Source organism: Synechococcales cyanobacterium T60_A2020_003, assembly GCA_015272205.1.
In the GTDB taxonomy this organism is placed as follows: domain Bacteria; phylum Cyanobacteriota; class Cyanobacteriia; order RECH01; family RECH01; genus JACYMB01.
Genome location: JACYMB010000383.1, coordinates 1 through 20,244, shown reverse-complemented (window position 1 = coordinate 20,244; position 20,244 = coordinate 1). Strand labels below are relative to the sequence as shown.

Below are 20,244 nucleotides of genomic sequence, written 5' to 3'. Positions count from 1 at the left end.
TCATCCTGGCATTTTACGCCGCAGAGCGGCGGGGAATCGACCCGCAGGGATTGAAATTTCGTTCCTGCTCTCGATAAGGATTGATTCGTTCGTCAATAAGGGTTGATTCGTTCGAGGTATCCAAAGAACAGTTAGATCGTTCCCTTGGATTTTGGGACATTTTTTCCAAAGAATAGCAGATACTATAGCAATGATTCAAACTATTGATAGCAATGATTTTGCGTAGTGATAAATGCATTATGTCTAAGCTCCAATCTATAGTCCACAGTTGCCACTACCTGTTGAATTAATTGCTCTCAATCTGCATTATGTATGGTGGTAAACGCTTTTCTCCGAACCCCATACAGGATGCCTTAGGCATGAACATTACGCCCAACGATCGCACCACCATCAAATCCATCATTTCCGAGCAACTGCAAGCCTTTCAGCAGGAGGATGGCGATCGCGCCTTTTTCTTTGCTAGTCCCACCATTCAGCGGCAGTTTCAAACCCCGGAACGCTTTATGCAGATGGTACGCACCGCCTATCCATCGGTCTATCGTCCCCGATCGGTGATTTTTGAAGACCTGGCGATCGCCGATGGGCAGTGGGTTCAGCCTATTTTACTCATGGATAGTGACGGAAACGTAGTACGGGCGTTGTACTTAATGAAACGTCGGCCTACCCACGGTTGGCGGATTGAGGGGTGCGTGCTCGTGGATGTCGAGGAGCATTTCGTCGATGACGATGATGATCTCGATGACGATGAGGATGACGATGACGACGGCTACTTTATCGATTTTGATTATTCCTGAGCCACACAGACGCGATCGCGCCCCTGCGCCTTAGCTTCGTATAGCGCCGAATCAGCAGCGGCAATCAAATCTTCTAATGTTTCGCCATTCCGGGGAAAACTAGCCACCCCTGCCGAGATGGTGACGGTTCCGAGCGCTTGTCCCTGATACTCCATTTTCATGTAGTGCATGCCCTGACGCAGCCGTTCTGCCCGCTGCATCACCCGTTCCAAATTGGCTTCCGGCAAAATCAGCGCAAACTCCTCACCACCATAGCGGCAGGCCAAATCTGTGCCTCGGACAAAGCCCTTCAGGAACACCCCGAAATCTTGAAGCACCTTATCGCCTGCTAAATGGCCGTAGCGATCATTAAATTGCTTGAAATGATCAATATCAAACACAATAACTCCTACTGGGTAGTGTCCGTGATGGGCGCGATGCAGAATCTGGGGCAATACCTCGGCTAAATATCGTCGGTTAAATAGTCCGGTGAGCGCATCCCGAATACTTTGCTCATGGATCAAATCGTACTGCTTAAGACGGGTTAGTACTTTCCCCAAATGGCGTGCCACTTGAATCACCATCTGCCGCTGGAGATGAGACCATCCTGAGTCGGAATCAACAGACACGGATAACACACCATTCACCAGTGGCGGAATGTGGGAGTCATATCCCACCAGCGGTACACAAAAATTGTCCTGTGACCTTACCCCGTCAGAAAACTTACACAGAGAGCACATATCCCTCGATTCCTCGCTGTCTGCGATTGAATAGTAGGGATAGAGAGACTGGATAACCGGGCAATTGACCGGCAGTTTTTGCTGCTGAGTACCACCCTCTCTCCCCCATATCAAGGTTTCCACACAGTTTGACGGCTTAGTCTGCCAAGCTACAGCATTCATGGCCTGAACGGATAAGTAGAGACGTCCCCATTGATCGGGGAACATGGCTTTTAACAAGGCTGGTAGTTGGGCGATCGCCTCGCTAAAGGTTCCATAATCTTGGAGCGTATCCATGAAGTAGTTGAGCTGATTCAGATAGAAATGTTCTTCCTGAAGGGACTCAACCCGAAGCTGCAGTTTTTGGTTAGTTTGCCATACAATCTCCAGTGCGTCGGATGTATCTGGATGCGTTTCTCCGTCCAAAATTTGCCTTTCAATCATCCACGCCATTTGCCGAGCTAGTTGCTCAACCAAGGTCAACGTGCCCTCATCCAGTTGCCGTGCAATATAATCAACAACACATAAGTGTCCTACCACAAACTTGCGACTGCTGATCAGAGGCCATGCGGCTTTAAACCATTGCCCTCCACCAAATGGAAGCAACGTTAAGCCATTTGTGCCATCGTTTCGCCATAACAAAGCATCGGACTGGAGGGGGCGATCGCGGGCCATCTCTTGTTCGAAATATTCCAATTTCTCGGATGAACAACCCACCCCCAGCACCATAGGTGTATCTAGAAGATTGCCAACACTAAGCCACGCAATCGGGGCATGACAAAGATGAGCAGCCAGTTGAACACAGGTCTCAAGGTGCGAGGCAATGGGAGACAAGATCTCGGCGTGAGCGCCCACAACGTTAGGATACGGAAAGAAAGGTTTATTCACGAGCTGCGAGACGAGACGGGCGCAATCAAGCACCCTGTACTGTCATACTGCACCATATCACCAGGAAGCTGTAGCGTCTGATGCACCAAATATCACCATCTGTATCCACTCACAGTCCATGCTTCCATAATGCCAGCAAATTCAGCGACGTACCATTGCCGTAATGCTTCATGATATTTGGGCAATCATGTAACAAAGACTGTCTCGAAGGTGTCCCCTAGGCAACGGTCTTCATTGGCATTCGTTCTAGTCACGTCCCTTTGATCTTCACGACTGGGCGTTAGCGCTAGACCGTGCAGCCTGCTCCACAGGTGCAAACTTTTTCTCCCAGGCTTCGTGGTTCTGCTTCGCCTTCTGCACAATCGACGAAGACGCCACCACTTTATTGACTGCCCAATTCAAAAGCGACAGCGGAAATGGCAGGGGACGGGCAATATCCAGAAACAGCACTACCCGATAGCCATCCGTGTCATTCCACACTTCATGGTCGTAGGTATCGTCAAATAGCAAGCTTTTCCCTTCTTCCCAGTAGCGAATTTGATTGTCTACGCGAATGCGGCACTGTTCACGAGGTTCGGGCACCTTCAACGCGAGGTGGTATCGAACTAAGCCTTTATGTTTGCCTCGGTGGGCGGGAATATGTTTGCCCGGAGCCAGGATGGAGAAGAAAGCGACCTTCATGCCTGGGATCTTTTCGATTAATCGTGTGGTTTCGGGGCAGCGATCGCAATTTTTCTGTGCCTTGTAGCTAAAGGCGCAAAAGAAATAGGTTTTCCAACGATCGTCGTTGGCAATCCGATACTGACGCTCAGAAATGTCTTGGAAATTGGGCAGATCATCCACAAACGGCATCACGGCGTCCAGCTCTTGGCGGATTACGTGCCAGTTGGCCTCCAGTTCTTCGACCCAGGGAAACTGCTCTTTTTCAAAAAATACTGCATTGCCCACATAGGACGATTCCCCAACCCAACGCTCGAAGCGCTGAAACCAAGGTTGCTGGACAAGTTTCCGTGTTGTGTTTGCGCTGCTCATAAAAATGCGGTAACCAATCGACACCAATTCTAGTCTGTTTACTGTGAAATGTTGCGTTTTGTAGACGGCTCACCCCGTTAGCACAAATGCAGTTACGTCCGAAGAGACTAGACACAGGTATAAATTTCTGTGCGAATATCTATAGGAATTGTCTCTGGGCAATTCTGCATTGCAAGGGAGACTCAACTCCTCGCAAACGTTCACACCCGTACCCCATCAAGCCATGTCTGACCTAACCCAAATGGATTTGTTCGGTGGAAGTCCAGAACCCAGCCCACCGCCTACCTTCAATCCAGATGACATTCCCACCCGTGCGTCGGTTCCCATTCCCCCCGGAACCTACACCAGCATGGAACAAATGAAGGTTCACTGTAACCAGTGCCAGCGGTGCGATTTGGGCGCAACCCGTACCCATGCCGTTGTGGGTCGGGGCAATCCCCAAGCTCCCATCATGATTGTGGGGGAGGGGCCAGGGCAAAACGAGGATGAAACGGGGTTGCCGTTTGTGGGGAAGGCGGGTCAACTGCTGGACAAAATTCTGGAGTCGGTGCAGCTCACCACGGACGATGTGTTTATCTGCAACATTGTGAAGTGTCGTCCCCCGGGAAACCGCACACCGACCCAGACCGAAATGGATGCGTGCCGACCCTACCTGATTGAACAAATCCGCATGGTCGATCCGAAAATTATCCTCCTGACGGGAGCCTCCTCGGTAAAAGGGTTGATCGGTGATAAGCGCGGGATTACAAAGATTCGCGGCCAGTGGCTGGAATGGGAAAATCGCTTGTGCATGCCGATTTTTCATCCGGCGTACTTGCTACGGAACCAGTCCCGTGAAAAGGGCAGTCCAAAGTGGCTGATGTGGCAGGATATTCAGGTGGTGCGGGCTAAATTGGATGAACTGCGATCGCAGGGCGTTGCCTAGACGATTACCGTTGTCTTCGCGGTCAATTCAGACAATTCGTGACAAAATAGGGCTTGCACGTGTGAGGTATTTCAATTGTGAGTGGTCGTTCTCCTAACCTGGCGGTTACAATTCTCCTCTACATCATGGGCACCCTTCTCATCATTCTGGCGGTGCTCCTGCTGTTGCAAGCATTCGGAGTCCTACCTAGCATTCCCAAAACGGCAATGTGGGCGTTGGTGCTGCTCTCGATAGGCTCAGGAATTTTGGCGGGACTCCGCAGCCGGGTCTAGACAGATAAAACGCCGTTCTAACCTATGTTCTAACTATTGGTGGCGATTGCCCTTCATGACTAACTCAACTTCAACCCTCCAGCCCAATCCAGCGGCTCAGAGTGTTTCAATCCTTCCCCTAGCCCCAGCGGTCTACATTGTGGGGGCAGGCCCCGGCGATCCGGACTTGCTCACGATTCGGGCACAAAAGCTCCTAGCCAGTGCAGACGTGATTCTGTACGCAGATTCGCTGGTTCCTAAGCAAGTCCTGGAAATGGTGCGATCGGATGCCGAGGTGATTCCGACGGCGAACAAAACCCTGGAAGACATTCTGCCGTTGATGATTGAGCGGGTGCGGCAAGGTCGGTCTGTAATTCGGCTGCATTCGGGCGATCCGAGCCTGTATAGCGCCATTCATGAGCAAATGCGGGAATTGGCTGAGGCAGAGATTCCCTTTGAAGTTGTGCCGGGTATTAGCGCCTTTCAGGCGGCGGCGGCCAAGTTGAGCGTCGAACTGACCGTGCCGGAGCTGGTGCAGACGATTATTCTGACGCGCATTAGCGGTCGCACCCAAGTTCCGGAAACCGAAGAGTTAGCATCCCTAGCCACGCATAAAGCCAGTTTGTGCCTGTACCTCAGCGCTCGCCATGTGGACGAAGCTCAGGCGAAATTGCTAGAACATTACGCTCCCGAAACACCCACCGCCATTTGCTACCGGGTGGGATGGCCAGACGAGCAGATTCGGGTCGTGCCGCTATCCGAAATGGCGCAGGTGACCCAAGATGAAGACCTGATCCGGACGACGCTTTACATCATTAGTCCCGCCTTGGCAGGACGAGAGATTGGCTTTCCCAAGAGTGATCAGGTGCGATCGCGCCTTTACAACCCCACCCATAGCCATCTGTTCCGACCGCGCCCAGCGAGTCGCCCGCAGGCTGATTAATTCCTATCCATCTGAATATTCCTTTGTACGGGCGGGTTTGGCAGCCACGTCCCAGCCATTACCGAGATTGAACGACCAAACCCGCCCCTAGACATTATTTCTCGGTGAGCGTCCAGGCACCATCCCAGTCATCTTCCGGTGGCGACTGTAGCCAGTATTGGCATCGCTCTAGGTGTAACGCTGAGGATTTGTCAGATTTGTCGATTTCCAGAGCTGCCCCAAACTCACCCATTGCCAAGGCAAATTTGCGGTTGAGGTAGTGTTCGCGCCCCTTATGGTAGTGATCCATAATCTGCCGTTTCCTATCAGGAATCGCCTCAGACTGCAATCCAATCAACTCATACACAGCCACAGGTTTAGTCTTGCCCTTTACGCGGATATAGTCTAACTCTCGCGCCCAGATGCGATCGGCACAGGGTTTGTAGGTCGATTCGCTAATCACAATATCGGTTCCATAGAGCTTACTCGCCCCTTCCAAGCGGGAGGAGAGGTTCACGCCATCCCCAATCGCCGTAAACTCCATGCGCCGACTCGACCCAATATTGCCACTAATCACCACATCGGAGTTAATCCCAATCCCGATTTTAATGGGAATCTGCCCCTGCTCCGATCGCCGCTGGTTAAAGAGCCGTAGCCGCTGACGCATTTCCAATGCCGTCTGCACCGCCATCCACTCATGCTCATCGAGAGGGAGAGGCGACCCAAACACCGCCATGATCGCATCACCAATGTATTTGTCGAGGGTGCCCTTATAGGTGAACACCGCATCCACCATCGCTTCAAAGTACTGGTTCAGCAGTTCTACGACCTCCTCCGCCATCAAGTTTTCGGTCAGGGTCGTGTAGCTACGAATGTCGGAGAACAGGACAGATACATCCTTGCGATCGCCCCCCATTTTGGCCGCATCGGGATTTTCCAGAAGCTGTTCCGCTAGCTCCTGGGTCATGTAGCGATACATAGTGCTTTTCAGCCGCTTTTCATCGCTGACATCGTCCATCACGATCAGCGCCCCTGAGACTTTTTCCGGTATGACCGCATCCTGAATGGTATTCAGCGAGAGATTAATGCTGTGTTGTTCTTCGCCTTGAACGGGAAGCAACGTTTGATCCGGGTAGTACTGCTGCTGGCTTTTCTCGTCGCTCCCCGTGAGGGCGGCATGCAGCCAGCGCGAAAAGTCAGATTTTTCAAGCCGAATCAAGGTATCCACAGATTGCCCCGTCAAGCTAGCCTGCTCATCTAGTCCCAGCAGCCGTTTTGCGCTTTCGTTGGCGGCAATCACCTGTCCCTGGTTATCGGTGGAAATCACGCCATTGGAGAGCGATCGCAAAATGTCACGCTGCATTTTTTCCTGCTGCTTCACCGTGGCAAACAGCTTGGCATTCTGAAGGGCAACCCCGGCCTGAATGTTGAACGCCTTCATGAATTCCTGATCGCTGCGGTTAAAGCTCGCCCGCCAGCGCTCCGGTGCATTCGGAAAATCATCGGGATTGTACGGTGGAAACTCCCCCTGCCGTTTTTTGTTAATGATCTGGGTCACACCGATCAGGTCGCCATCCGCATTGAACACAGGCATACACAGCATGCTACATGTCCGATAGCCTGTGCGCTTATCCGTTTCCTTCGCCGTTTCGGCATTGGGATGATCGTACAAATCAAAGGGAATCAGCAGCGGATCGCCCGTCGTTGCCACCTGGCCTGCAAATCCCGCTTCCCTGGGAATCCGAATTTCTTGCAGTTGGCCATCTTTGCCTGGAATCTGCGTCCACAATTCGCCCCGATCGGTATCTAACAGCCAGAGGGTGCTGCGATCGGCGTTCATCAACTCCTTGGCCTCGTCCATCACCTTTTTGAGGGTTTCTTCAAGGTCAAGGCTGCTCTTGCTGAGGGATTGGGTTGCCTCAATCAAGGCATTGGCTGCTCGCTGCTTTTGGGTAGCAACGTAGAACGATCGCGATGATTCCAGGATTAACCGGATTGAGGGGGCAAACTCTCGGAAAAGCTGTTCGTCATCGGCGGAAAAGCCGTCTTTGGTGATCCGGTCTTCCAAGGGGTGCGATCGCTCGTTTTCCGGTTTCAGCTTATTGATCATTTGCACGACAGCCACCAGATCGCCATCGTCATTCAGCAGCGGCATCGCCAGCATCGTATAGGTGCGATATCCGGTGCGTTCGTACTGAATCTTCGCCTGAGCCGATCGCGGATCGTCAAAAAAGTCGTAGGGAATGTTAACCACCTGTTTCCGAGTCGCCACTTCTCCCGCAATCCCCTTATCAGCGGGAATCCGAATTTCAAGAGTGCGTCCGCCTTCTCCCTCCGCCACGATCGAGTACAGCTCATTTTTTTCTTCATCGAGCAGAAAAATACTGGCGCGATCGGCATTTAATAACTCTGCCGTTTTGAAGGTGATCGAGGTTAGCATTTCCTCAAGGATCACCTCAAACCCCTGCTGCATATCCAGCATGGACAGGGTTTGATTCACCACTGTTAACTTTTGCTCAACCTCAGACACCACCTGCCGGAAGGTATCCTGCTTCAGCGGTGCCAAGAACGACGAAAAGCTGCCGCGCCGTGCGGCCAGGGCGCTGCTCCTACTCGCCGGAGTCGCCGCCTCCACCGCCGTGTGAATGTCAGAGTGGGGGGTCTGGAACGCGACTACGTCTGCCTCTAAGGCGGTGGCTTCAATAATAACCGGTTCAGGATTCCGCGAGGAGGGCGCGGCAGATGGCTTTTCAGAATCTGGCAGGCGCGAAGAGGAGGCTGTCATGGCGATTGATAGTGCACGAACAGTAACAATTTGAGCCTCTACCCAATCGGTCTGGGATAGCAACCCATCTCACTCCCTAGCTTACCCAAACTTGTTCCAGAATTTCGTAATCCCAGTGCATAAAATTCAGAACCGCACTGTTTGTCCAGGTATTGGGGCGATCGCCCCATCCAACCGTTAAGCCGCCGATGGCAACCGATTCATCTCTAAAATGGTGGTGTAAAAATCGCGGAGCTGTTGGGTAGCCGCCGCCCATCCCCATTTTTCCGCCTCTAACCGTGCATTCTGACGCAAGGTTTCCCGCTCCGAGGACTGAGCCAGCAAGCGCTGGGCAGCCGCGATCGCCCCCTGATCATCCTTCGGGTCAAACAGGTAGCCGTTCACGCCATCAGTGACAATATCCGGGATACCTCCCGAATTCGCCGCCACAACGGGACAGCCTGCCGCCATCGCTTCCAGAAGTACAAGACCCAGGGTTTCTGTACGCGAGGGGAAGATAAACGCATCTGCCGAAGCAAAGGCCGTCGCTAGATCAACACCTGTTAAGTACCCGACGAAATGAGTCGGTGTTCCGGCAAAGTGCTTTTCGAGTTCCTGGCGGTAGGGGCCATCGCCAACCAGGGCTAACCGTGCCCCCGGAATGGCTTCGAGAATCGGCTTAATGCGGTCAATTTCTTTTTCGGCAGACAGTCGCCCCACGTAGAGCAGCAGCGGACGTTCAGGATGCCCCTGGCTAAGGTGCGATCGCATCTCAGCACTCGATAAATGCGGCTGGAATAGCTCCGTATCCACACCCCGCTGCCACACATCCACCCGCTCAATCCCGTGGCTTGTTAGCTCGTCCTGCATTGCCGTAGAGGTGCAAAGATTCAACTGCGCTTGGTTGTGGGCAGCCTTCAGCAGTTCCCACATCACCCCTTCCAACATGCCCAGACCGTAATGCTCAAGATACTTCGGCAAATGGGTGTGGTAAGACGCAATCAAGGGAACATTCAAGCTCTTGCTGTAATACAGTCCAGCCAGTCCCAGCACCGCCGGATTCACCACATGCACCAAATCCGGCTGAAACGCCTCCAGCGCTTGCCCAATTGAGGGACGGGGTAAGGCCAACTTCAGCTCAGGATAGAGAGGCAATGGAAATCCCGGTACGCCGTAGATTTTTGCGCCCTTGTATTCGGTGAGTCCCCCATCTGGCGACACAACCAAGACCTGATCGCCCATCCGCTGAAGATGCTCAACGGTATGGCTCAGGCGGGTCACAATGCCGTCAACTTTGGGGAGAAACGTCTCCGTAAAGAGCGCAATTCGCATAGGTCTTATCTAGAAAAAATTAATTTTAGATGCATAGGGGCGATCGCCCCAAATGCCGACCGGAGTGAGAACAACTCCAGCTAGATTCCTACAGGAGCGTTCGTTCCGATCGGCGGGCATTTGGAGTCCTTAACGACGCCAAGATACCTTGGGCAGAATTTGGGATTCATCAACGCGATCTTTGTACTTCACACAGAAGTTCAGCAATGAATCCAACAGCGAATCCGAGAGGTAGTGAGGCTGCAAGCCGAGGTCAATCAGCTTGGTGTTCTTCGCATTGAAATAGTGTTCTTCAAGCTCCACCCGTGGATTGCTGATGTTGTTGATTTCTACATCCAGCCCTACTGCATTGCCTGCTTTCTTAATCTGCATGGCCAGATCGTGGATGCTGAACATTTCGGTGAACTGGTTGAATACGCGGAACTCACCGGGTTGGGCTGGGGTGGCGATCGCCAATTCCACACAGCGAACCGTGTCCCGAATATCGAGCAAAGCACGAGTTTGTCCACCCGTACCGTATACCGTCAAGGGATGCCCGATGGCAGCCTGAATACAGAAGCGGTTGAGCGCCGTTCCAAACACACCGTCATAGTCGAAACGGTTGATCAGGAGTTCATCCATACCCGTTTCTTCGGTGAGGACACCGTACACAATTCCCTGGTTGAGGTCGGTGGCACGAAGTCCCCAAACACGGCACGCGAAGTGGATGTTGTGGGAATCGTGAACCTTACTCAGGTGGTAGAAAGAACCGGGCTGCTTCGGATACGGCAGCGTATCCTTACGTCCGTTGTGCTCAATGGTAATGTAGCCTTCCTCAATATCAATGTTGGGTGTGCCGTACTCACCCATGGTTCCAAGTTTGACCAGGTGGCAATCTGGGAAGCTTTCTTTCATTACGTAGAGGAGGTTTAGCGTACCCACCACATTGTTGACCTGGGTGAGTACCGCATGCTCTCGGTCAATCATCGAGAACGGTGCAGAACGCTGTTCACCAAAGTGAACCACAGCATCCGGCTCAAACGTCTGCATCGCACTATTCAAGAAGGCATAGTCCGTTAAGTCTCCGATGAAGAGGTCGATAGACTTACCCGTGAGATCCTTCCATCGCTGAATTCGAGTCTGAATGGGCGCAATCGGCGTTAGGGTATCGCTGCAAAGCTGCATGTCCCAATGCCGACGCACCAAGCTGTCTAAGATACCGACTTCGTACCCTCGGTTGGATAGATAGAGTGCTGTTGCCCAACCGCAATAACCGTCACCACCAATAACTAGGACTTTCATGTTGCTCAACTGTTGCTTGTCCATACTCGCTCAAATCTACCAGGTTTGTGCACCCTATAGACCATTTCTGCCGAATTCTTCCTAACCTTTATGTCTGGTCCCGTGCAAGACCGTACCCAGCCTCCGTCTTGCAAGGGCTAAAGGACAAGCAACAAAGACAGAATATAGCGTAATTTCAGCGATCGCCCGCGCAATTATAACGATGAGAAAATAGCATCATGACTTGAGAATAAAAATCCTTAGAAACCATCAGTTTTTTGGAACACTTCATCAACCCAAAATCTTATTAATCTTCTCTAAAAAAGGACTAGTTCATAACTCAAACTTCGTAAAAAAACAAACATTGTGTTTGCAAAAAAGCAATATTAAAAAGATAATAACGACTCACGAAACTCCCTCTAGAGAGCCAACCCACGCTTTGTACATAGGAATAAATTTCAGCAAAATGTAGCTATCTTTACTTAAAAAATCTAGAATCAGCGCTATCAGCTCATCAGCGAACCATGTTTTTCCACATCTAAAAATTATTAGCATTTTGCCATAGCAGTTTGATCGGCAGTCCTGCCTCTTACGCATCCGCCGTCTGATAGTCAAAGATAAAGATTACTTCAAATAAATTGAATACACGTTGCAGAGTAGCTACATATCTTCAAAGTTAAGATTTGAATACATTTGGGACTGAGGGCGATCGCCCTTACTAATCTCTCCAACGATTTAGGATCATCTCCGCATCGAAGGAATCCGTATTGAGATCGCCTGACATCCTTGGTATCAATTGCAACTTAGAGCACTCGTAATGGGCGATCGCATCGTCTATAAACCCTCCAAAAACCATTGCGAACCGATAAGTTCTAGAAGGGGCGATCTAGAAGAAATATGAAGGTTTTGAAAAACCATTGACATTTTTAATTCTTGTAGTAGATTCGACGTAAGCAAAGAGGACGTCATCCATCCCTAAGGTTGATTTACGTCCAGTTAGGGTATATAAACGCTATGGGTAGTTGTGCTGAAAGTGGAACCCTCACGCTTTTGGTTACGTTGCACTCAGAAGCTAAGGATGAAAATTCATACATCAGTCTCCATCTTTCTGAGGTTACTGATGCATGACATAGGCAAGAGGCGACTCCGCCCCATAAGATTCTCGCTCAAGACTAAAACATATGTTCTTGTGGGACAAGAATTTTGTGGGTGAAGCCTTAAATCTTTATCAATTAGAACAGTGATTCACTGTTCTTGCCTGAGAATGAGTTGTTATCTGTAAGCAGCCCACGGGTGATTTCTATCAATCAATTTCTAAACTTGAAAACAAAAAAAGAACTTGAAGAGATTCCGCATTTTTCGTAGTAAGCCTTAATTCACTGCTCCCTCAAACACTGTGCATACGCGTATGAAAGCTATTCTTGACTATGATTCAGCCGAATGGGGTTCTGGTAATGTGATCGCGTCTCCGGATGTTCTTCGCACGTTGACCGACACGAATGACAATGAAAGCGTTAACCCCTCAGATTTTGAGCAACATTTGCTTGCCGATCTGGATGATCGTCTATCTCTTGAGGGATTTGATGATTCCAGTGAGGGATTCAATGATTCTGAGGACTCCGCCTCTAACGATAATGTTCCAGATGTTGGCGTGGAACATTCATCCTCAAATGAGGGGGTTGACCCTGCCCTATTCGGTGACGATGCCGATGCCGATGATCTGCTGGGTACGGCTCAAACCATGGGCTACACCAAGACCATTTCGGATGATGCCGTCGGCGCGTTTTTCAAGGAAATGGCTCGGTATCCCCTTCTCAAGCCCGGAGAGGAGATCGAACTAGCTCGGCGTGTACGCTTCATGGTGGATGTGGAACAGTTGCGCGATCGCCTTCGGAAGGAGTTAGACAGAACGCCCACCAAAGCTGAGATCGCCGCTGAACTGAATCTTACCGAACGGCAGCTTGATCAGCGATTGCACGTGAGCCGCACCGCAAAGCGGCAGATGATTCGGTCGAATCTGCGCCTGGTGGTTTCGATCGCCAAGCGCTATCTCAATCGGGGGGTACCGTTCCTGGATCTGATCCAAGAAGGAGCGATCGGCCTCAATCGGGCTACAGAGAAGTTTGATCCAGATAAGGGCTATAAGTTCTCCACCTATGCCTACTGGTGGGTTCGCCAAGGCATCACCCGCACCATTGCCAATGATGCCCGCACTATTCGCTTACCGATTCACATTGTTGAGAAGCTGAATAAGCTCAAGAAAGCCCACCGAGATCTGCGACGGGAGTTGAACCGCAACCCCAGCGAGACCGAACTCGCTCAAGCCTTAGATACGACCGTGGAACAACTGCGGACGTTGCAGCAGGTGCGGCGGCGATCGCTCTCTCTCAACCATCGGGTGGGCAAAGGGGAAGATACCGAGCTGATGGACTTGCTGGAAGACGGAACTACCCAGTCTCCCGAAGCCAAAACCAGCGAAGCCATGATGCGCCAGGAAATTTACAGCGTTCTGTCGGAAGTGCTCAGCGAACGGGAACGGGACATTATTGCTCTGCGCTACGGTCTGAAAACCGGGGAAACCCACACGCTAGAAGAAGTTGGCATTATCTTCAACCTATCGCGCGAACGGGTACGGCAAATTCAAACCAAAGCGATGCGAAAACTGCGTCGTCCCCAAATTTCCGCGCGGTTAAAAGGCTGGCTGCGATAGAAGGGTAGGGGCGATCGCCCCTCATATCCTCTGATTTACCAATATCCTGACATTCCCGCTGAGCCTTGGATTCTAGACCGTTGCTATACTTGCAGAGCTGTGTTTCCCAAAATTCTGCATGACTCATTCTGTGGTGGTTCGTCCGGCAACGCCCAACGATACTGAAACGGTGTTTGCCTTAATTCAGGCATTAGCGGAGTATGAGAAGCTATCCCATGAGGTAACAGGTAGCGTAGAGGCACTCACAGATCACCTGTTTGGCGATCGCCCGGTGGTAGAGGCGTTGCTCGCAGATATAGCGGAACAGTCGGTTGGCTTTGCGCTGTTTTTCACCAACTATTCAACGTTTCTGACCAAACCCGGACTTTACCTGGAAGATTTGTTCGTTTTGCCGGAGTATCGCGGACGCGGCATTGGTAAAGCGCTGATTCAGCAGCTTGCTCAGCTTGCTGTAGAACGGGATTGTGGTCGGCTAGAGTGGAGCGTACTGGATTGGAACGCTCCTGCCATTGGATTTTATGAACGGATGGGGGCAGCCGTTTTATCCGACTGGCGCACCTGCCGGGTCACAGGTGAACATTTGCTGCATTTAGCCTCATTGCCTATGCAGACCCTTTAGGCATTCGATACAGTGAAGGGGCATTGATTTTCATCATTTGGGAGTGAGGAACTATGGCAATTTGGGTCGTTGAGCAAATTGATCCGTCGGGGATTGTATCCGCTTGTATTGCGTGTAAAACCGAGACCCGCGCCCAGGAGTGTCACCAATCCTACGAAGCAAACTTGAGCAAAGAGCAGAAGGATGCCGGATGGATTGCCCGCATTCGGACGGTGGACTCGATGGATGACGTTCCGGTTACTCCCCTGAAACTCAGTTACTAAACGCCGAATTTAAGGAGCATTTTTTTTGCGTCAGTCTACTCAAAACTCAACGGTAGTGCTGTTGGGCAGTCTTTTGGCGATCGCCCTATTTCTAGTGATCAATTCCTTTGTGGTGATTAATCCGGGCGAGGCGGGGGTGCTCAGCGTTCTGGGTAAAGCCCAGGACGGAGCGTTACAGGAAGGCATTCATCTAAAACCCCCTTTCGTATCGCGGGTGGATGTATACGATGTGACGGTGCAAAAGTTTGAAGTGCCTGCCCAAAGCTCGACGCGTGATTTACAAAACCTGAGCGCTAGTTTTGCCATTAACTTTCGCCTTGATCCGAATCAAGTGGTGGAAATTCGACGGACTCAGGGCACGCTGCAAAACTTGGTGAGCAAGGTGATCGCACCCCAAACCCAAGAATCCTTCAAAATTGCCGCTGCCCGTCGCACTGCCGAAGAAGCGATCACGAAGCGGGACGAACTCAAGGACGATTTTGACCTGGCATTGAGCGATCGCCTTGAAAAATATGCGGTGATCGTCCTGGATACTAGCGTGGTTGACCTGAGCTTTTCGCCAGAGTTTGCCCGCGCCGTGGAAGAAAAACAAATTGCCGAACAGCGGGCACAGCGAGCCGTGTACGTTGCCAAAGAAGCCGAACAGGACGCCCAAGCCGAAATTAACCGCGCCAAGGGTAAGGCCGAGGCTCAGCGATTGCTGGCAGAGACGCTGAAGGCGGCAGGTGGAGAACTGGTCTTGAAGAAAGAGGCGATCGAGGCATGGCGCGAAGGGGGTGCCCAGATGCCACGGGTTCTAGTCACGGGAGACAAGGCGGGCGGCATCCCGTTCCTGTTCAACTTGGGGGATGAGTCGTTAACGGAGTAGGTTATCTTAAACACCGACCGCCATCAACTCTTCGGCCATGTCGAAGTTTGCCGTCACGTTTTGCACATCGTCTAGATCTTCTAGGGCATCCATGAGCTTGAGGAGCGATCGCGCCTGGTCGGGGTCGGAAACTTCGAGGGTATTTTCGGGAATCCAGCGCAGTTCGGCCTGATCGATGGTGTAGCCGCGATCGCTCAAGGTTTGGTTGAGGGTTTCCAGATCAGCGATCGCGCAAAACACCTCGGCTCCGGGTTCCTCGTCCATTTCAATCAGTTCGTAGGATTCCGCTCCTCCTTCTAGGGAATCCTCCAACAGCGCATCCTCATCTATCGTCCCTTTAATCGTGACGACTCCTTTCTGAGCAAACATCCAGCTTACACAGCCCGTTTCCCCCAGGTTGCCCCCATTTTTGCTAAAGGCGGCGCGGAGGTCAGCGGCGGTACGGTTGCGGTTGTCCGTCAGCGTTTCGATCAGCACCGCAACTCCGCCAGGGCCGTACCCTTCATAGCGGATTTCCTCAAGCTGATCGGCATCTGCGCCCAGGGTTCCCGATCCTTTGGCGATCGCCCGGTCAATATTATCGTTCGGAATTCCGGCAGCTTTGGCCCTTTCGATGGCGGTGCGAAGCTGGAAATTTCCGGCAGGGTCGGCACCGCCATGACGAGCCGCCATAATAATCGCCCGTGAGAGTTTTGCGAAGGTTTTGCCTTTCACTGCATCCACCCGCGCTTTTTGACGCTTAATGTTTGCCCACTTGCTATGTCCTGCCATACCGCCAACCGAAACTTAGATTTACTCACTAAGGTGTTCAAAACCTAGGATAGACGATCGCGCCCCATGTAACGATTGATGCCAATTCGCCCTGAGTGGGGTATGAACTTTGGAATATAGAAGGATCACGACCCATCTGGACAGCGTCCGTTTGCGAAGATTGATTCGTTTTTTGCGGAACGACCTCGATCCCGGTCGTAATGATCAAACACGTTTATACTGAAGGTCGAAGCTATGCCCCCCACCGTCGCCATTGTCATAACCGTTGCCAATCGCAAGCGATACCTAGAAGCGGCGATCGCCCTCAAACGTGCAGCCATAATCCTGGCGGTGCTGCCCAGCCTCGGACTGTTGAGCATCGATGACGCCAGTGCCAATCCTCGTCGCGTCACGCCTGCCGATGATGGGACAGGAACGGTGGTGAACCAGCGGCGCGATCGCATTACCATCGAGGGGGGCAGCCTCTCAGATGACGGTGCCAATCTCTTCCATCGGTTTGAAGAATTTGGCCTCAATCGTCGTCAAACGGCCACATTCCTCGCTAATCCTGACGTTCGCAACATCCTAGGGCAAGTTGTGGGTGGCGATCCGTCGGTGATCAACGGTCTGCTGCGCGTGCGGGGAGCCAATGCCAACCTCTACTTAATCAACCCCGCCGGAGTGATTTTTGGGCGAAATGCTCGGCTTGACGTTCCCGGTTCCTTCACGGCCACGTCTGCTACCGGACTCCTGTTTGACGATCAGTGGCTCGATGCGTTCGCTACGACGGACTACTCTGGACTCAACGGCGATCCCACCGCTTTTTCCTTCAACCTCAGCAATCCGGGAGTGGTGCTGAACGACGGCATCTTGGCCGTGAATCCGGGCGAATCCCTGATGCTTCTCGGTGGCGTGGTGATCAACACGGGAACGCTAACGGCTCCGGGGGGAGATATTACAATCGCTGCGATTCCTGAAGAGAGCGTGGTGCGGATCAGTCAAGACGGGACATTGCTGAGCTTGGATCTAGAAACCGCTGATGCCCAAACGCCCGCCATACCGGAGGAATTTTCGGCGCTAGATCTGCCAGGCTTGTTAACCGATCCCCGCATTCAAAATGCCACGGACGTTGAATTGCGCGATGATGGCACCGTTCGCCTATCCGGTTCCCAAGTGGTTTTGCCTACGGAACCCGGAACGGCGATCGCCACCGGCAATCTTGACACGGCTCAGCCCGAATCCAGCACCGCCGCCCAATCCCTCACGCCGGAAGTGAACGTTCTTGGCGAAACCGTTGCGCTCCTCGGTGCAGACATCGATGCGTCTAGCGCGACTCAGTCCGGTACCGTCCGGGTCGGAGGCGACTACCAAGGCGAAGATACCCTGCCCGCATCCGACCTGACCTACGTGGATCGGGATACGACCATTCGGGCAGACGCGATCGCCCCCCGAGTCACATCACCGGAAACCCCTGCCCCCGATGCCGGAGAAGTCGTGATCTGGTCAGACGACACCACGATTTTTGAAGGTGCTATTTCTGCCACTGGCGCAGATACCGCCGATCCGTCGAATGCCGGGTTTGTGGAAGTATCGGGGTTAGACAACCTCCTCTTCAACGGTACGGTCGATCTGTCTGCCTTTAATGGTCTACCCGGCCAACTGTTGCTCGACCCCCGCAACGTGTTCATTGTGAACGCGGCTGTAGCGCCCGATGACGATCAGTTGCCTACTATCCTGGTCGATACCGCTCCTAATCTGGACTACACCATTTCCAGCACCGCCCTGCTGAACCAAACGGGTGATGTGGCGATCGCGGCGAGTGATGATATTCGGGTCGATCCAGGGTTGTCCCTATTTTTCCCTGCACCTGGCACAGGCACATTCACCTTCACCGCCGATGCCGATAATGACGGAAACGGAACCTTCCGCATGGATCGCAATGAAACTATTTCCATGCTGGGTCGCAATCTCACCATTAGTGCTGCCGATGTCATCCTGGGTGATATCTACACGGGTGGGGGAACTGTCCTCGTAAACGCCATCGGTGACATTAATGTTGGCACAATTAACAGCAACGAAGCACTATTCAATATTCAGGGGGTCATTGTTGGTCTCTCCTTGGGGGGTGATGTCTCGCTCATTAGTGATACCGGAACTGTCCAGGCTGAATCCATTAACACCTCCGCAGATGACAACATACCGGGGGGCAATGTGGTAGTCGAGGGCGATCTGATTCAAATTACAGGCGCAGTGTTTACGGGGAATGAACTCTTAGCCAGCATCTACACCGAAGGATTTGGATTGGGTGGGGCAGACGGTACCATTCAAATTACCCATCGAGGCGGGCCGGATAATGTCCCGTTTACGATTGGTGATCCGTCCGTCAATGGGACATCTGCCGCTCTCGATACAGGTGTGCAGCGGTTAGCCAATGGCGTTTTTGAGGTTTTAGAAACGGGAGGGAATGCCTCCGGAACGCCACCCGGCATCACCATTACCTCTGTCAATTCTGCACCTCTCCTCTCGGTTACAAATACTTTTACGACAGATGAAAACCAACCAATCCCGATCACCTTTGCCGATCTGGCCGCCCAGATTACGGATGCAGAAACCGATGTAACGGAATTACGGATTGTGGCGATCGCCCCAGGCGCAAGCCTAACCCTCAACGGGAACCCCGTCACACCCGACACCGTGATTCAGGCCGGAGATGTCCTGGTCTACACTCCCCCAATCGATGCCACGGGTTCCTTCGATGCCTTTACCGTCGCGGCTAACGATTTTGCCAATGCCGTCCTGCCGCTTGCAACTTCAGTTCCCATTCAGGTCACCCTCAATGTAGATACGACTGTGCCGCCGCCGCCACCTCCGCCACCACCACCTCCGCCGCCACCTCCGCCACCGCCACCTTCGCCACCCGAACGCATACCGAACTTGGATAGCCAGTGTCCTCCCTTCTGCGATACGGGCAACCCTAGCACGGGAATAGTGCCCCCCATCTTCGTAGGCGATGCACCGCTCAACCTCAAGAGTCTGGATGAAGCTCGTGAAATTCTGGCCACTATCGAAAAAGAAACCGGGGTTAAACCTGGGCTGATCTATGTCAGCTTTGTACCGAACACCTTGCAAGCCGCTCTAGACTTTACCCAGTTAGAAGCGGCACCGACCAAGGACGTTACGGCCTATTTCGATTCCACAGGTCAAAATCCGAATGCTGGCATCACCCTCGAACCCAGTGATGACGACATTCTGGAACTCCTGCTCGTGACGGCTGAGGGGAATCCGGTTCGGGTCGCGCTGCGAGACGTGACCCGCGCCCAAGTCGAAGAAGTCGCAGATCTCTTTCGATCGCAAATTACCGATCGCCGTAGTAGTCCTGACCGCTATTTCCCGCCTGCCCAGCAGCTCTACCAATGGTTAATTGCACCGTTGCAGGCAGCGCTAACCGAGCGGGAAATTGAGAACCTAGTTTTCATCATGACTCCGGGACTGCGATCGCTCCCGATCGCTGCCCTCCATGATGGCAACCAGTTCTTAGTCGAGCAGTATAGTGTCGGTCTCGTGCCCAGCCTGAGTCTTACAGATACTCGCTATGTCGATGTCCGAAACGCCTCAGTTCTAGTCATGGGCGCGTCCGAATTTTCCGATCAGGCTCCCTTACCTGCTGTTCCTGTTGAACTAGAGACGATTGCCGGAGAGCTATGGTCAGGCAAATCCTTTATCAATGCCGGATTCACGCTAGAAAATCTCCGGGCGCAGCGTCAAGAGACCCCCTACGGCATTGTCCATTTGGCAACTCACGGCGACTTTCAGACGGGCGATCCTAGCAACTCCTATATTCAGTTCTGGAATCAGCGATTACCCCTGGATGAGGTACGTCGCCTTGGACTAAATGATCCGCCCGCAGAATTGCTCGTGCTCAGTGCATGCCGCACAGCCCTGGGCGATGAAGAGGCCGAGCTAGGGTTTGCCGGACTGGCCAACCAGTTAGGGGTGAAGTCTGTTCTTGCCAGCCTTTGGTACGTTAGCGATGAAGGGACATTGGGCTTGATGACCGAGTTCTACCGTCAGCTTCACCACGAACCGATTAAGTCAGGGGCGTTGCAGCAAACTCAAATCGCGATGCTCAAAGGGCAAGTGTATATCGAAAACGGTGAATTGGTGGATG

15 protein-coding genes are annotated in these 20,244 nt (G+C 52.4%); 9 read left to right on the top strand and 6 right to left on the bottom strand.

Annotated features, from left to right (window positions below; all coding sequences use genetic code 11):
- Window positions 1-359: 359 nt before the first annotated feature.
- Complete coding sequence (locus IGR76_18565) at window positions 360-794, top strand: DUF4864 domain-containing protein (GenBank protein ID MBF2080461.1); 435 nt, start codon at window positions 360-362, stop codon at window positions 792-794.
- Here the strand turns inward: IGR76_18565 and IGR76_18560 are convergent.
- Window positions 785-2,347, bottom strand: coding sequence for a GGDEF domain-containing protein (locus IGR76_18560; protein ID MBF2080460.1), 1,563 nt, complete (start codon window positions 2,345-2,347; stop codon window positions 785-787). The genes IGR76_18565 and IGR76_18560 overlap by 10 nt on opposite strands.
- A gap of 300 nt (window positions 2,348-2,647) precedes the next feature.
- A complete protein-coding gene (locus IGR76_18555; protein MBF2080459.1) occupies window positions 2,648-3,412 on the bottom strand; it encodes an aspartyl/asparaginyl beta-hydroxylase domain-containing protein in 765 nt (254 codons plus the stop codon).
- Window positions 3,413-3,635: 223 nt separating this feature from the next.
- Between IGR76_18555 and IGR76_18550 the strand changes: the two genes are divergently transcribed.
- From IGR76_18550 to cobM, 3 genes are all read left to right on the top strand, one after another.
- A complete protein-coding gene (locus IGR76_18550; protein MBF2080458.1) occupies window positions 3,636-4,337 on the top strand; it encodes a uracil-DNA glycosylase in 702 nt (233 codons plus the stop codon).
- Window positions 4,338-4,414: 77 nt separating this feature from the next.
- Window positions 4,415-4,609, top strand: coding sequence for a hypothetical protein (locus IGR76_18545; GenBank protein MBF2080457.1), 195 nt, complete (start codon window positions 4,415-4,417; stop codon window positions 4,607-4,609).
- Window positions 4,610-4,664: 55 nt separating this feature from the next.
- A complete protein-coding gene (cobM, locus tag IGR76_18540; protein ID MBF2080456.1) occupies window positions 4,665-5,531 on the top strand; it encodes a precorrin-4 C(11)-methyltransferase in 867 nt (288 codons plus the stop codon).
- Window positions 5,532-5,625: 94 nt separating this feature from the next.
- Here cobM and IGR76_18535 read toward each other — a convergent pair whose 3' ends face one another.
- The 3 genes from IGR76_18535 to IGR76_18525 all read right to left on the bottom strand — a co-directional run bounded on the left by IGR76_18535 (window position 5,626) and on the right by IGR76_18525 (window position 10,887).
- Window positions 5,626-8,295, bottom strand: coding sequence for a GAF domain-containing protein (locus tag IGR76_18535; protein MBF2080455.1), 2,670 nt, complete (start codon window positions 8,293-8,295; stop codon window positions 5,626-5,628).
- 177 nt (window positions 8,296-8,472) lie between these two features.
- Entirely contained in the window at window positions 8,473-9,606 is a 1,134-nt protein-coding gene (locus tag IGR76_18530) for a glycosyltransferase family 1 protein (GenBank protein MBF2080454.1), read from the bottom strand.
- A 129-nt stretch (window positions 9,607-9,735) separates the two neighbouring features.
- Window positions 9,736-10,887 (bottom strand): NAD-dependent epimerase/dehydratase family protein, encoded by a 1,152-nt coding sequence (locus tag IGR76_18525; protein ID MBF2080453.1) that lies wholly within the window; start codon window positions 10,885-10,887, stop codon window positions 9,736-9,738.
- A gap of 1,531 nt (window positions 10,888-12,418) precedes the next feature.
- Between IGR76_18525 and IGR76_18520 the strand changes: the two genes are divergently transcribed.
- The 4 genes from IGR76_18520 to IGR76_18505 all read left to right on the top strand — a co-directional run bounded on the left by IGR76_18520 (window position 12,419) and on the right by IGR76_18505 (window position 15,326).
- Window positions 12,419-13,576 (top strand): RNA polymerase sigma factor, RpoD/SigA family, encoded by a 1,158-nt coding sequence (locus tag IGR76_18520; GenBank protein MBF2080452.1) that lies wholly within the window; start codon window positions 12,419-12,421, stop codon window positions 13,574-13,576.
- A gap of 118 nt (window positions 13,577-13,694) precedes the next feature.
- Complete coding sequence (locus tag IGR76_18515; protein ID MBF2080451.1) at window positions 13,695-14,195, top strand: GNAT family N-acetyltransferase; 501 nt, start codon at window positions 13,695-13,697, stop codon at window positions 14,193-14,195.
- A 53-nt stretch (window positions 14,196-14,248) separates the two neighbouring features.
- Complete coding sequence (locus IGR76_18510) at window positions 14,249-14,458, top strand: glycogen debranching protein (protein MBF2080450.1); 210 nt, start codon at window positions 14,249-14,251, stop codon at window positions 14,456-14,458.
- Window positions 14,459-14,516: 58 nt separating this feature from the next.
- The gene (locus IGR76_18505) at window positions 14,517-15,326 is read left to right on the top strand and encodes a prohibitin family protein (GenBank protein ID MBF2080449.1); all 810 of its coding nucleotides are present in this window, start codon (window positions 14,517-14,519) and stop codon (window positions 15,324-15,326) included.
- A gap of 6 nt (window positions 15,327-15,332) precedes the next feature.
- On the opposite strand, the gene IGR76_18500 is transcribed toward IGR76_18505, so the two are convergent.
- Window positions 15,333-16,097, bottom strand: a complete 765-nt coding sequence (locus IGR76_18500; protein MBF2080448.1) for a YebC/PmpR family DNA-binding transcriptional regulator — start codon at window positions 16,095-16,097, stop codon at window positions 15,333-15,335.
- A gap of 234 nt (window positions 16,098-16,331) precedes the next feature.
- On the opposite strand from IGR76_18500, the gene IGR76_18495 reads away from it, so the two are divergent.
- On the top strand, window positions 16,332-20,244 hold a 3,913-nt coding region (locus IGR76_18495; GenBank protein ID MBF2080447.1), incomplete at its 3' end, for a CHAT domain-containing protein.

Coding starts and splice junctions, on each gene's coding strand:
- IGR76_18565 (MBF2080461.1), top strand. CDS start 360: ATGAACATTACGCCCAACGATCGCACCACCATCAAATCCATCATTTCC.
- IGR76_18555 (MBF2080459.1), bottom strand. CDS start 3,412: ATGAGCAGCGCAAACACAACACGGAAACTTGTCCAGCAACCTTGGTTT.
- IGR76_18550 (MBF2080458.1), top strand. CDS start 3,636: ATGTCTGACCTAACCCAAATGGATTTGTTCGGTGGAAGTCCAGAACCC.
- cobM (MBF2080456.1), top strand. CDS start 4,665: ATGACTAACTCAACTTCAACCCTCCAGCCCAATCCAGCGGCTCAGAGT.
- IGR76_18535 (MBF2080455.1), bottom strand. CDS start 8,295: ATGACAGCCTCCTCTTCGCGCCTGCCAGATTCTGAAAAGCCATCTGCC.
- IGR76_18530 (MBF2080454.1), bottom strand. CDS start 9,606: ATGCGAATTGCGCTCTTTACGGAGACGTTTCTCCCCAAAGTTGACGGC.
- IGR76_18525 (MBF2080453.1), bottom strand. CDS start 10,887: ATGAAAGTCCTAGTTATTGGTGGTGACGGTTATTGCGGTTGGGCAACA.
- IGR76_18515 (MBF2080451.1), top strand. CDS start 13,695: ATGACTCATTCTGTGGTGGTTCGTCCGGCAACGCCCAACGATACTGAA.
- IGR76_18510 (MBF2080450.1), top strand. CDS start 14,249: ATGGCAATTTGGGTCGTTGAGCAAATTGATCCGTCGGGGATTGTATCC.
- IGR76_18500 (MBF2080448.1), bottom strand. CDS start 16,097: ATGGCAGGACATAGCAAGTGGGCAAACATTAAGCGTCAAAAAGCGCGG.